Here is a 13,644-nt window from a genome sequence, read left to right on the forward strand (position 1 = left end):
GCGCCTGGAGATGATGCGGGCGCTTTTTTGTTGTTGACCTGAGCCCTGCGGCCATGCTCCTGCGCTTCTTTTTCTTTCTGCTGTGCCAACTGATCGGCGGTGCGCTGGGCTGGTGGCAGGCGGGCCCCTGGGGTGCCGGCATCGGCGCCTGTTTCGCCGCATGGTTGTGGTTTGCCTGGGATCTGTGGCGCGGCGCGCGCGTGCTGAACTGGTTGCGACAGGGAGACCCCACGCAAACGCCACGCCTGAGCGGCCTGTGGGGGGAGGCAGCAGACCGCGCGAGGCGCTTGGTGCGCCAGGGCCAGTTGAAGGCGCAGGCTGGCGATGCGCGCCTGCAGGAAATCCTCCAGGCGCTGCAGGCATCGCCCAATGGCGTGATGCTGCTGGATGCCGAAGGCCATATCGAATGGTGCAACCAGATGGCCGAGGAGCACTTTGGCCTGGATGCGGAGCGTGATGCGCAGCAATCCATCGGCAACCTCGTGCGGGACCCGGACTTCAGTACCTACTACGCGTCCAAGGACTACACGCGCGACGTGGTGCTGCCCGGACGCGCCAGCACGCCCTCGCGGCCGGTGCGCGTATCGGTGCACCTGCACCCGTATGGCGATGGCCGCAAGCTGCTGCTGTCACGCGACGTGACGGCGCTGGAGCAGGCCGAGGCCATGCGGCGCGACTTCGTCGCCAACGTGTCGCATGAGATCCGCACCCCGCTCACGGTGCTGATGGGCTTTGTCGAAACCCTGCAGACCCTGCAGCTCAGCAACGAGGAGCGTGCGCGCTACCTGCGCATGATGTCGCAGCAGGCCGTGCGCATGCAGAACCTGGTGCAAGACCTGTTGACGCTGTCGCGCCTGGAGGGAAGCCCTCCGCCCAGCATGCACGAATGGGTCGCGGTCTCGACGCTGCTGCGCCGCTGCGAGGACGAGGGGCGCGCGCTCTCGGCCCTGCTGACGCAGAACCAGCCCGGCAAGCCTCACCAGATCACGTTCCCCACGGCCGAAGCAGCGCAGGCGGCCGGGCAGGTGGCCGGCAATGCGGCCGAGCTGCAAAGCGCCCTGGCCAACCTGGTCAACAACGCTGTGCGCTACACGCCACCCGGAGGCAGCATCACCGTGGCGTGGGACGTGGAGCCTGATGGCAGCGCCCGTTTTATGGTGCGCGACTCAGGGCCTGGCATTGAGCCGGAACACCTGCCGCGCATCACCGAGCGTTTTTACCGCGTGGACCGCAGCCGCTCGCGCGACACGGGCGGAACGGGCCTCGGACTGGCCATCGTGAAGCATGTGGTGCAGCGCCATGGCGCAGCGCTGCAGGTGGCCAGCGTGGTGGGGCAGGGCTCGACGTTCACGGTGGTGTTTCCGCCGTCGCGCCTGCGGACGCCGCCGCGCGGCCTCAGCGGTGGGGTTCCTGCGGTAGTGGCGGAGCCGCCCGGCGTGTCTGCAGCCTGAGCACGCCCAGCAGCAGGGCCGTGAAAATCAACGCCGTCGCGCCTAGAGCGGCAGCGCTGGCGGCCCAAAAAGGCGAAGGGGAATGCATTGGCCCCCAGCCCGCCAGACCGCGGTAGGCCAACACGTAGCCTCCATACAGTCCCACGCCCCACAGCAGCACGCAATAGACCGCCAATGGCGCCAGCGTGATGCGGTAGCTGCGCAGCACGAAGATGCACAGCGTCTGCAGGGCATCCGCCACATGGTAGGCGGCCACCCATACTGCCAGCGCGCCTGCCATGGCGACGACTTCCGCGCTGGTGGAGTACAAGGCCGTGATCGTACCTTTTGCTATTAATAATATAGCTGCTAGCGCACATCCCATAAGCGCTGCAAGCCAAAAACCTTTCAAGGCGACGGCAGCGGCCTGGTGCTCGTTCCCCGCGCCACGCCAGAAGCTCACGCGGGCGCTTGCGGCAATGGCCAGCGACAAAGGCACCATGTAGAGCACGGCGGCGAGGTTGGAAGCGATCTGGTGCGCAGCTGAGGCCAAAGTCCCCTGGCGTGCGATGAACAGCGCCATCAGCGTGAAAGAGGTCACCTCCACCAGGATGGACAAACCCGCTGGCAGGCCCAGCCGCAGAAAGCGCGCGATCTGCGCGGGGTCGGGCCGCTCCAACGGGCGCCACAGCCGCAGCGGGCCGTACATCGTGTGGTGACGCAGCATCCACCAGCCCAGCAGCATCAGGCCGTAGTTCACGGCCAGCGTGGCCCACGCGCAGCCTGCGGCACCCTGCGGCGCCAGCCCGGCACCGCCGAAGGTGAACCAGACCGAGAGCGGCACTTTGACCGCCAGCGAGCCGACCTGCAGCCAGGTGACGAGCTGCGGGTGCCCCAAAGCCTGGTTGAGGGTGCTGTAGATGCGAAACAGCAATGCAGGCGGCAGGCCGAACGCGAGGATGGCCAGGTAGGCCTGCACCTCGCCGCGCAGCGCCGGCGGCACCTCGGTCCATTGCAGGAGCGGGCCTGGCGACAGCAGCACGGCCATGCCCAGCACCGCGGCACCCGCCCACAGGTACAGCGACTGGCGCACGCTGGCGCCCATGCCGGCCTGTGCGTTTGCGCCGCGCTGCTCGGCCCAGATGGGCAGCAAGGCCTGCAACACACCCATGAGCGCCACGTACACGCTCACGAACACGGCTGAGCCGATGGAGAGGGCGGCCAGGGACTCCTGCGAATGGCGTCCGGCAACGATGGTGTCCGTGACCCCGAAGGCCATCACCGCAAGCTGCCCGGCCAGCACGGTGAGTGCGTGCCGTGCAATGGTGGACAGCTCGGACATCAGCGCTTGCGGGCCGTGCGGCGCAGCACCAGCATGCGGTCGCCGCGGTCCGTGGGGCGGCTGACGCTCGCCATCTCCTGCCACTGCGCCGGGGGCAGCAACGCGCTCACCAGCGGTGCGGCGGAGGCGTCTGCGATGACCCAGTCGCACTGCGCCAGCTGTTCGGTGGGCACCATGTGCAGCTGCCCATGGTGCAGCAGCGCGGCCAACTGCGCACGGTTCAGCCCGTAGCCGACCACGCAGCTGTCGCGGTCGGTGATGGCTGCGGCAACACCCGCCACCTGGGGTGCGAAGCTGCGGCCATAGTTCAGCAGCGGCAGCCACAAGGTCATCATGAGCAGCCAGCCCAGCGTGGCGCCACCCGCGGGCAACACCAGGCTGCGCCAGATGGCGGGGCGGTTGCGTGCCGCGCGCCAGACCACCAGCAGACACCACGCAGCCGTGGCGGCCAGCGCCACGCCGAAGGCCAACAGCGAGAACGACGGCACGTAGCCGGGCGCCAGCTTGGCCACGTTGGCCGCGGGCTTGGCCGGCACCCCCGTCTGCACCGCCAGCCACACCACCCAGATACCGATGGCCGAGGCGCTGAAGAACAGCAGGGTGAACCAGTCGATCAGCGCTGCGATGCTGCGCCGCAGCGTCGGCAGCGCAAAGGCGGCCAGCGCCGCCAGGGCGGGCAGGCCCAGCAGCAGTGCGCGGTCGGCCGGCTGGGTGGTCAGTGTGGCTGTCACGGCCACGAGGGCAAACCACAGCGGCAGTAACAGGTGCCGGTGCCATTCGCGGCTGAGGATCTGCTGCCGCCAGCGCCACAGCGTCCACAGCGTGAGGGGCCAGGCGGGCCAGCTGAACCAGATGAACAGGCGCACCAGGCTTTGCCACTGTTTCAGATCTTCAAAGCGCACGATGCGCCAGCGCCATAGGTCCAACTGCAGCGCCAGCGCGGCAGCGGCCACTGTGGCGGCCAGCAGCACGCCCGCTGCCACTGCGCGGTTGCGCAGTGTCGCGCCGCGCGTGCAGGCCACTAGCCAGGCACAGCCCAGGCCCAGCAGCACTGCGAGCGTGGGGGCGCCGCTGAGCACAAGCCCCAGCAGCCCGGCAATGGCGGTGAAGGTGGGCCACGCCGTGCGCCAAGGCATTGCGGAGCCAGCGTAAAACAGCAGCGCGGTGCAGCACAGCTGGGTGAGGTAGCTCGTGGTTTCATGCGACAGCTGGGCCAGTCCCAGGCAGGCGATGAAGGCCAGCAGGCCGGCATCGGCCATGGCGCGGGCATAGTCGGCGGGCTGCGCCTCGCCGCCGAAGGCAAAGGCCACGGGCTGTGCGCCGGGGCTGCGCGCCAGGTAGTACACGCTGTACCAGGTGGCCGCCAGGGTCAGCAGCAGCAGCGCGACGAACGGCAGGCGCGCGGCAAGCTCCGCCGGCAGCCAGCCGTCCAGCGCCTGGATGGCCCACGCGCCCAGCCAGTAGGGCAGCAGTCCGTCGCCATCCGGCGGCACGCCCACCAGCAGCGGGTCCATCCAGGAGGTGCGCCCAAGGGCCAGTTCGCGCATGTAGCCGAACGAGGCGATGTCCGCATTGCGCCACGGGTCGCGCCCCACGAAGCCGGGAACGGCATAGGCCAGGCACAGCAGCAGCAAGGCCCAACGCGGCAGCGGGCGCACGGCGCTCTGGGCAACGATGGCGGGGGTCGGGTGTATCACGCGGACGGGGGGAAATGGCGTTGGGCCGAGGATAGCGGAGTGCGCAATAAAAAAGGCAGCGCGGAGAAGCCGGGCTGCCTGGTGTGTGCAGGTGCGGCGAATGGGCTCGCCACCTGCCTGCACGGGCCTGCACGGGGCAGGCCTTGCTGCTTACTTCGCTGCGGTCTTGCCGAAGCGGTTGCGGAAACGCTCCACGCGGCCGCCCATGTTGTCCACCGACTTTTGCGTGCCGGTGTAGAAGGGGTGCGATTCGGAGGACGTGTCCAGCTTGTACAGGGGGTATTCCTTGCCTTCGAAGGTTTCGGTTTCCTTCGTGTTCACGCAGGAACGGGTCACGAACTTGAAGCCGTTGGACAGGTCAACGAACAGCACTTCGCGGTAATTGGGGTGGATGCCTTCTTTCATGATCTTCTTCCTCAAGTCAGCGGGAGCCGCACCAGCCTATTCCAGTGTACTTTCCGCAAAAAAGCCCGCAATTATCGCACAAGCTGATTCAGCGGTGCTAGGCCATGCTGCTGATGGTGCGGCGAAAGCGCGCCAGCGACAGGGCGAACAGGACCGAGCCGATGCCCGCCAACGCCAGGAACTGCGGCCACACCACGTCCATGCCTGCGCCGCGGTACAAGATGGCCTGGCCCAGCTCCACGAAGTGCGTGGTGGGGGCCGCCAGCATCAGGTTCTGCACCAGCGCCGGCATGCTCTCACGCGGCGTGGTGCCGCCCGACAGCATCTCCAGCGGGATGAGCGTGAGCACCATGAGCAGCCCGAACTGCGGCATGCTGCGCGCCACCGTGGCCATGAAGATGCCCATGGAGGTGGTGGCGAACAGGTGCAGCGCCGCCCCGGCCAGGAAGAGCCCCAGTGAGCCGCCAATGGGCACGCGCAGCAGCCCCTGCACCACCAGGACCAGCGACGTCGTGGCCGCCAGCAGCACCACCAGCGCCATGGACCAGACCTTGGCCAGCATGATCTCGGTGGGCGTGACGGGCATGACCAGCAGGTGCTCGATGGTGCCGTGCTCGCGCTCGCGGATCAGCGCCGCGCCCGTGAGGATGATGGACAGCATGGTCACGCTGTTGATGATCTCCATCAGGCTGCCGAACCATGCCTTGTCCAGCGCGGGGTTGAAGCGCATGCGCAGCGCCAGATCCACGGGTGGGGCTGCGGTGCCGCGGTAGCGCTGCACGAATTCGCTGACCTCGCTCAGCACGATCTGCTGCACGTAGGCATTGCCGCTGAAGGCCTGGCTCATGCGCGTGGCGTCCACGTTCAGCTGTACTTCCGCTGCGCGGCCCGCGAGCACGTCGCGCTGGAAGTCGGGCGGGATGTTGAGCACGAAGGTGTAGTGCCCCGCGTCCATGCCCGCATCCATCTCGCGTGCGGTGATGAGCGCCGGCGTGTTGAACTGCGGCGGGTAAAAGGCCGAAACGATGCGCTGCGACAGTTGCGACTGGTCCTCGTCCACGATCGCAATCGGCGCCTTGTGCAGGATTTCGGGCATGGCCGTGGCGGCGGCGTACACCGACAGCGTGAACACATACACGATCAGCACCAGCATGGTGGGGTCGCGCAGCAGGCTCCACAACTCCTTCACGCCCAGGCGGTAGATGTTGAGCAGGTGCAGGCGCACGGATGAGGAGGAGCCGGGCATTGGTCAGCGCTCCTGCTTCTTCAGCAGCGCAATCGCGCCCAGCATGACCACGGGCACCGACGCCAGCAGCGGCAGCAGCGCTCCCTGCAGATCGGCCAGGCCCAGTCCCTTGCTGAAGACGCCGCGGCTGATCATGAACATGTATGTGGCCGGGTAGACCGAGCCGATGAGGCGGCCGCTGCCCTCCAGCGACGAGACGGGATCGATCAGGCCCGAGAACTGCACCGCCGGTATCAGCGTGCCGATGAGTGCGAAGAACATGGCTGCGATCTGGCTGCGCGTGACGCTGCTGGCCAGCAGGCCCATGCCGGTGGAGGTGACCGAGAACACCAGCGCTGCCAGCGCCAGCGTGGCAAAGCTGCCGGTGATGGGCACGCCGAACACGGTCACCGCCAGCAGGCACATGAGCAGGAAGTTCAGCATGGCCAGCAACACGTAGGGCAGTTGCTTGCCCAGCAGGAATTCGGTGCGTGTGACGGGCGTCACGTACAGGTTGAGGATGGAGCCCATCTCCTTCTCGCGCACCACGGCCAGCGCCGTGAGCATCGCCGGCAGCATGAGCATCAAGAGCGGAATCACCGCCGGCACCATGGCGGGCAGGCTGCGCACGTCGGGGTTGTAGCGGTAGCGCGATTGCACGGTCACGCTGCTGGCCAGGCGCTGCCCCGTGCGCTCGTGCAGTTGCGCGGCCAGCCAATGCTGGTGCATGCCTTGCACATAGCCGCGCACGGTCTCCGCGCGCATGGGCATGGCGCCGTCCACCCAGGCGCCGATCTCCACGTTCTTGCCGCGCAGCACGTCGCGGGCAAAGCCGCTGGGGATCTCGATGGCCAGCGACAGCTCGCCGCTGCGCATGCGCCGGTCCAGCTCGGCATGGTCCGACAGCGGCGGTTGCTCGATGAAATAGCGCGATCCCGCGAGCGCGTTGGCATAGCTCTGGCTCAGCGTGGTCTGGTCGCGGTCGAGCACGGCGTAGCGCAGGTTCTCCACATCCATGTTGATGCCGTAGCCGATCACGAACATCAGGATCAGCGAGCCCGCCAGTGCCAGCGTGGCGCGCACCGGGTCGCGGCGCAGCTCCAGCGACTCGCGCCACATGTAGCTCAGCATGCGCTGCAGGCTGAAGGCGCGGTGCCGGGGTGCTTCTATTTCAGGAGCTGCCGCCGCTTGATCTGCGGGTGTTTCGAACTCTTTTGCGTTCGATACGACCGTCGATAGAGCGCTGGAAGCTCCTGTTTTCGTAGCGTTGTCATCGGCCACGGGCTCGCCGGCGGCCTCCAGCAGGTAGCCGATGAACGCCTGCTCCAGCGTCTGGGCGCCGCGCCGGGCCATCAGCGCGGCCGGCGTGTCGCTGTCCAGCACCCGGCCCGCATGCATCATGGACATGCGGTCGCAGCGCTCGGCCTCGTTCATGAAGTGGGTGGAGATGAAGATCGTCACACGGTCGCGGCGCGACAGTTCGACCAGCAGGCGCCAGAAGGCGTCGCGCGCCACCGGGTCCACGCCGGAGGTGGGCTCGTCCAGGATCAGCAACTCGGGCCGGTGCACCATGGCCACGGCCAGCGACAGGCGCTGGCGCATGCCCAGCGGCAGGTTGGCGGGCAGGGTGGCACGCACGTCCTGCAGGGCAAAGCGCTGCAGCATCTCGTCCACGCGCGCTGTGACCTGTTCTTCCGGCACATGGAACAGGCGCGCGTGCAGCACCAGGTTCTGCTCCACCGTCAGCTCGCCATACAACGAGAACGCCTGCGACATGTAGCCCACGCGCCGGCGCGTGGCCATGTCGTGCGGGTCCACCGCCTGGCCGAACAGCCACGCACGGCCCTCGGACGCAGGCAGCAGTCCGGTGAGCATCTTCATGGTGGTGGACTTGCCGCAGCCGTTGGAGCCCAGAAAGCCGAAGATCTCGCCGCGTCGGATGCGAAAGCTCACCTGGTCCACGGCCACGAAGTCGCCAAAGCGCATGGTCAGGCCCTGCGCCTCGATGGCAATGTCGTCCTCGCCGTTGGTCGGCAGCGGTGGAATCACCACCGGGCTGTGGCCGCGCTTCCTGGCTTCGGGCAGCAGGGCGATGAAGGCTTCCTCCAGGGTGTCGACGCCAGCACGCTGCAGCAGCTCTTGCGGTGTGCCCGTGGCAAGAACGGCGCCATCGTCCATGGCCACCAGCCAGTCGAAGCGCTGCGCCTCGTCCATGTAGGCGGTGGCGACGATCACGCTCATGTGCGCGCGCTCGGTGCGGATGCGGGCGATCAGCTCCCAGAACTGCGCGCGTGCGAGCGGGTCGACGCCGGTGGTGGGTTCGTCCAGGATCAGCAGGTCAGGGTCATGGATCAGCGCGCAGCACAGCCCCAGCTTTTGCTTCATGCCGCCCGAGAGCTTGCCCGCGGGCCGCGCGAGGAAGGGATATAGGCCTGTGCTGCGCGTGAGGTCGTCAATGCGCCTGCGCCGTTCGGCCGCGCCGTGGCCGAACAGGCGCGCGAAGAACTGCAGGTTCTCCTCGACCGACAGCGTGGGGTAGAGGTTCTTGCCCAGGCCCTGCGGCATGTAGGCGATGCGCGGGCAGATCGCGTCGCGGTGCGCCTTGCGCGCCATGTCGCCGCCTAGCACCTGCACGCTGCCCTGCTGCAGTGCGCGCGCGCCGGCCATCAGCGCCAGCAGGCTGGACTTGCCCACGCCGTCCGGCCCGATCAGGCCCACCATGCGGCCGGTCGGTATGTCCAGCGTGATGCCGCGCAGGGCCTGGGCCGCGCCGTAGCGCAGTTGCACGTCCCGCAGCCGGGCCACGGGGGTGGCGGTCTCAAGATGCTGGGGCATGGAGCAGCCGGGCGTCACGGTCCGTCAGGGGGCCACGACGTTGTGCAGGTGCGCCGGCCAGTCGCGGCCCGCGTCCAGCTTGATCCAGGCCTGGCCGGGCAGGCCGGTCTTCACCTGCGTGATGTGCTTGCGCAGCAGCTCGGGTGCGATGCGCGCGCGCACGCGGAACATGAGCTTTTGCCGCTCGCTGGCCGTCTCCACGGTCTTGGGCGTGAACTGCGCCGTGCTGGCGACGAACGACACCTTGGCCGGGATCACATACTGCGGTGCGGCGTCGAGCACGATGCGCACCTCGGTTCCCAGCGCCACGCGGCCGGCCACGGTCTCGGGCAGGAAGAAGCTCATGTACACGTCGGTCAGGTCCACCAGGTTCAGCAGCTTGCCGCCGCCGCCCAGCACTTCACCGGGCTGGGCCAGGCGCAGCTGCACGCGGCCATCGCGCGGGGCGGCGAGTTCGCTGTCGGCCAGGTCGGCGTTGATGCGCTGCACGGTCGCATCGGCGGCTTTTACCGCCGATTCGGCGCCGGCCACCTGGGTGCGCGCCGCAACGATGGCCGCGCCCGCGGCCTGCGCCTGTGCCTGCGTGGCCTTCAGCGCGGCCTGTGCGCTGCGCACGCGGGCCCGGTCGTCGTCCAGTTCCTGCTCGGAGGATGCGCCCTCGCGCGCCAGTGTCTCCGACCGTGCCGCGCGGCGCTGAGCGGCGTCCAGGTCGGCTTCGCGCTGGGCGATCAGGGCCTGGGCGGCCGTGTGCTCGCTCTCGCGCAGTGCCACCTGGGCGCGCGCGGAGGCCACGGCCTGCAGGGCGCGGTCGCGGCTGGCCTCAGCCTCGCGCTGCTGGGCCAGCAGGCTGTCCACCTGCATGCGTGCCAGTGGCTGGCCGGCCTGCACGAAGTCGCCTTCCTGCACCAGGATCTCGGCCACACGGCCGGCGTACTTGGTGGCCACGTCCACCTCGGTGGCCTCGATGCGCCCGTTGCCGCCCACGAGGCCGGCGTTCTGCTGCGTTTCCTTCCACTGCAGCCAGGCGTAGCCGCCCAGTGCGGCGATGGCAGCGATTGCGGCTGCGGCGATGAGGATTTTCTTGGGAATGGTCATGCGAGGGTCCCGTTGGGTTGTCAGCGCGCGGGCGCGCCGCCGCCCAGCGCGGCATAGACGGCGATGTGTGCGGCCTGCAGCGTATAGCGTGCCTGCACGAGTTGCTGTTCGGCGGCCAGCAGGTCGCGCTGGGCATCCAGCACTTCGAAGTAGGGCGTGGCACCGTGGTCGTAGCGCAGTTGCGCCAAACGCGCGCGTTCATGCAAGGCGTCGCGCTGGGCCTGCTGCAGCGTGATCTGGCGCGCTGCCGTGGCGCGCGTGGCCAACGCGTCTGACACTTCGCGGAAGGCCGTCTGCACGGTCTTTTCGTAGTCGGCCACGGCGATGTTCTGGCGTGCGGCGCTCAGATCCAGGTTGGACTGCAGGCGCCCCCCGTCGAAGAGCGGCAGAGAGACGCTGGGAGCGAACGTCCAGGCGCGGCTGCCGCTGTCGAACAGGCCGTCCAGGTGCGCGCTGGCGGTGCCCGCACTCGTGGTCAGGGCGATGCGCGGAAAGAACGCTGCGCGCGCGGCTTGTACGCGGGCGTTGGCGGCGTGCAGGGTGTGCTCGGCGGCGGCAATGTCGGGGCGGCGCAGCAGCAGGTCGGAAGGCAATCCCGCGGGCACGGTGGGAAGGGCGACGGCAGCCTGGGGCGGCGCCAGGGCCAGCGCATCCCACGGTACGCCCACGAGCTGCGCCAGCGCATGGGCCTGCAGTGCCTGCTGCTGCGCGAGCTGGGTGCCGATGGATTCGGCCTGGTACAGCAGAGATTCCACCTGCGTCAGCGCCAGGCGCGAGATGGCGCCGGCCGCGTGGCGGCGCCCGAAGATGCGCAGGCTCTCGCGGCGCGTGGCGATGGTGTCTTCTGTCAGCGCGATGCGTTCCTGCGTTTCGCGCCATGCGAGGTAGTTGCGTGCCACCTGGTTCACCAATGCGGCCTGGGCGGCGCGGCTGCCTTCGGCGGAGGCGAAGTAGGCCTGCTGCGCTGCCGCCTCCAGGCTGCGCACGCGGCCCCACAGATCCAGCTCCCAGTTGCTGATGGCAAGGCCCACGCGGTGCTCGCCGGTGGTGACGGCGCGGCCGGCCACGTTCAGGTCCCCCGGCACGCGGGCGCGGGTGTGGCTGCTGCCCACGGCCAGGGTCGGCCAGCGATCGGCGGACTGCAGGCCCAGGGCGGCGCGCGCCTCATCCACGCGCAGCATTGCCAGGCGCAGGTCGCGGTTGTTCTCGAGCGCCTGGCGCACCAGGCCTTGCAGTGTGGGGTCGCGGTAGAACATCCCCCACTCGGCCTGGTCGTCAACGCTGACGGTGCTGTCATCGAAGGCGACGGGTGGCACGGGCCATGCGGCGGGCAGCAGCGCAGGGGAGGGTACGTCCGTTCGCACCCCTGCCATGCATCCGGCGACTGTGACGCAGATGCCGAGCAGGCCCGTGCGCAGCGCTGGGCTGTCAAGGAGCGACACGAGGGCGGGGAGGGCGAAGGGCATACGCAGGCCGGCGATGGTAATCCGCAATTTCGTTCGCAGCGCCCGGTCCGTTGGGCGCCCCATTGCGGGCCACCATGCTATCGAAATGAGATGACAGCCAGTATGGGCCGGCGCGTCGCGCCGTGTCTTGAGGCGAATCAAGTGAGCGGTGGGCGGGGAGTCACGCCTGCACGCAGCGAGGGGCAATGGGCGGCCATGAAAAAGCCCCGCACGAAGGCGGGGCTGGGTAAAGCGGTGGAGCAGACCAGGTCAGCCGCCGCGGCGCATGGCCTCGAAGAACTCCACGTTGGTCTTGGTTTCCTTCATCTTCTTGATCATGAGTTCCATGGACTCGATCTCGTCCATGTTGTACATGAACTGGCGCAGGATGCGCGTCTTCTGCAGGATCTCGGGTGCCAGCAGCAGTTCCTCTCGGCGTGTGCCGCTCTTGTTGAGCTCGATGGCCGGGAACACGCGCTTTTCGTAGAGGCGGCGGCTCAGGTGGATTTCGCAGTTGCCCGTGCCCTTGAATTCTTCAAAGATCACTTCGTCCATGCGGCTGCCGGTGTCGACCAGCGCCGTGGCAATGATGGTCAGCGAGCCGCCTTCCTCGACCTTGCGCGCCGCGCCGAAGAAGCGCTTGGGGCGTTGCAGAGCGTTGGAGTCCACGCCGCCGGAGAGCACCTTCCCGCTGGAGGGCACCACGTTGTTGTAGGCGCGGGCCAGGCGGGTGATGGAGTCCAGCAGGATCACCACGTCCTTTTTCAGTTCCACGAGGCGCTTGGCGCGCTCGATCACCATCTCGGCCACATGCACGTGGCGTGCGGCGGGCTCGTCGAAGGTCGACGCAATGATTTCGCCCTTGACCGAGCGCTGCATCTCGGTCACTTCCTCGGGGCGCTCGTCCACCAGCAGCACCATCAGGTGCACATCGGGGTTGTTGGCCGTGATGGCATGGGCGATGTGCTGCATCATCACCGTCTTGCCGCTCTTCGGAGGCGCGACGATCAGCGCGCGTTGGCCGCGGCCGATGGGGGCGATGATGTCGATGATGCGGCCGGTGATGTTCTCCTCGCCCTTGATCTCGCGCTCCAGCCGCATCTGCTCCTTGGGGAACAGCGGCGTGAGGTTCTCGAACATCACCTTGTGCTTGTTCTGCTCGGGCGGGCCGCCGTTGACGGAGTCAAGCTTGGTCAGCGCGAAGTAACGCTCGCCATCCTTGGGCGTGCGCACCTCGCCTTCGATCATGTCGCCGGTGTGCAGGTTGAAGCGGCGCACCTGGCTCGGACTGATATAGATGTCGTCGGTGCTCGCGGTGTAGCTGGTGTCGGGGCTGCGCAGGAAGCCGAAGCCGTCGGGCAGGATCTCAAGCACGCCGTCGGCAAAAATCTGCTCGCCGGCTTTTGCACGCTTCTTGATGATGGCGAACATCAGCTCCTGCTTGCGCATGCGGCCGCCGTTTTCGATTTCCAGGTCTTCGGCCTGCTTGAGGACTTCAGACACGTGCAGTGCCTTGAGTTCGTTAAGGTGCATGGAGTGACTCCTGGACGGAGTGGAAATGTCTGTGTGAGGGGAAGGGCTGCGTTTCGTGCGGGCCATGGGTGATGGCGGACTTGGCGAGCCTGTGATCCGGAGCCGGCCGCTGGGTGCACGTGCGGCGAGGCGATCAGCGCGAATTATGACAGGAAAAGTTCTGCGCTATTCGCAGGTTGCCCGGGTGCTGCGCACCTCGGAAGACTGCCGGCCGCGGAGGGCGGCCGGCAAGAAGGGAATCAGGCCAATTGCTGGTCGATGAAGGCGGTGAGCTGGGCCTTGCTCATGGCGCCTACCTTGGTGGCGGCGAGTTCACCGTTCTTGAACAGCATCAGCGTGGGAATGCCGCGGATGCCGAACTTGGCGGGAATCTCGCGGTTCTCGTCCACGTTCATCTTGGCAATGGTGAGCTTGCCCTGGTAGGCGCCAGCCACCTCGTCCAGGATGGGGGCGATCATCTTGCAGGGGCCGCACCACTCGGCCCAGTAGTCCACCAGCACCGGAGTGCCGGCTTTCAGCACGTCGGCTTCAAAGCTGGCGTCGGAGAGATGTTTGATGAGTTCGCTGGCCATGGCGCGTTCCTTGGTTCCTTGTGTGAGCAGTGGGCGATGCCGGTACGTATAAAGTCCAGTCATTG

At 67.8% G+C, this 13,644-nt stretch carries 10 protein-coding genes; 1 reads left to right on the top strand and 9 read right to left on the bottom strand.

Translation table 11 applies throughout. The annotated features are described in order from the left end of the window. Positions 1–53 precede the first annotated feature (53 nt). Complete coding sequence (phoR, locus tag QY917_RS03785; RefSeq protein WP_123676403.1) at positions 54–1,451, top strand: phosphate regulon sensor histidine kinase PhoR; 1,398 nt, start codon at positions 54–56, stop codon at positions 1,449–1,451. On the opposite strand, the gene QY917_RS03790 is transcribed toward phoR, so the two are convergent. From QY917_RS03790 to trxA, 9 genes are all read right to left on the bottom strand, one after another. Beyond that, complete coding sequence (locus QY917_RS03790; RefSeq protein ID WP_123676402.1) at positions 1,396–2,772, bottom strand: MATE family efflux transporter; 1,377 nt, start codon at positions 2,770–2,772, stop codon at positions 1,396–1,398. The genes phoR and QY917_RS03790 overlap by 56 nt on opposite strands. Further along, positions 2,772–4,469 (bottom strand): hypothetical protein, encoded by a 1,698-nt coding sequence (locus tag QY917_RS03795; RefSeq protein ID WP_123676401.1) that lies wholly within the window; start codon positions 4,467–4,469, stop codon positions 2,772–2,774. The genes QY917_RS03790 and QY917_RS03795 overlap by 1 nt, the downstream gene beginning before the upstream one ends. 150 nt (positions 4,470–4,619) lie before the next feature. Further along, a complete protein-coding gene (locus QY917_RS03800) occupies positions 4,620–4,874 on the bottom strand; it encodes a type B 50S ribosomal protein L31 (protein WP_011805569.1) in 255 nt (84 codons plus the stop codon). A gap of 97 nt (positions 4,875–4,971) precedes the next feature. After that, complete coding sequence (locus QY917_RS03805; RefSeq protein WP_123676400.1) at positions 4,972–6,120, bottom strand: ABC transporter permease; 1,149 nt, start codon at positions 6,118–6,120, stop codon at positions 4,972–4,974. A 3-nt stretch (positions 6,121–6,123) separates the two neighbouring features. Beyond that, positions 6,124–8,934 (bottom strand): ribosome-associated ATPase/putative transporter RbbA, encoded by a 2,811-nt coding sequence (rbbA, locus tag QY917_RS03810; protein ID WP_123676399.1) that lies wholly within the window; start codon positions 8,932–8,934, stop codon positions 6,124–6,126. Between the two features lie 24 nt (positions 8,935–8,958). Then, positions 8,959–10,029, bottom strand: coding sequence for an HlyD family secretion protein (locus tag QY917_RS03815; protein ID WP_123676398.1), 1,071 nt, complete (start codon positions 10,027–10,029; stop codon positions 8,959–8,961). Positions 10,030–10,049: 20 nt separating this feature from the next. Further along, positions 10,050–11,495: an efflux transporter outer membrane subunit gene (locus tag QY917_RS03820; RefSeq protein WP_302078707.1), complete on the bottom strand. Its 1,446-nt coding sequence runs from the start codon at positions 11,493–11,495 to the stop codon at positions 10,050–10,052. Between the two features lie 249 nt (positions 11,496–11,744). After that, positions 11,745–13,007: a transcription termination factor Rho gene (gene rho, locus QY917_RS03825; RefSeq protein WP_011805564.1), complete on the bottom strand. Its 1,263-nt coding sequence runs from the start codon at positions 13,005–13,007 to the stop codon at positions 11,745–11,747. A gap of 239 nt (positions 13,008–13,246) precedes the next feature. Then, positions 13,247–13,579, bottom strand: coding sequence for a thioredoxin TrxA (gene trxA, locus QY917_RS03830; RefSeq protein ID WP_011805563.1), 333 nt, complete (start codon positions 13,577–13,579; stop codon positions 13,247–13,249). Positions 13,580–13,644 lie beyond the last annotated feature (65 nt).

It is taken from the genome of Diaphorobacter sp. C33 (assembly GCF_030503915.1).
In the GTDB taxonomy this organism is placed as follows: Bacteria; Pseudomonadota; Gammaproteobacteria; order Burkholderiales; family Burkholderiaceae_C; genus Diaphorobacter; species Diaphorobacter nitroreducens.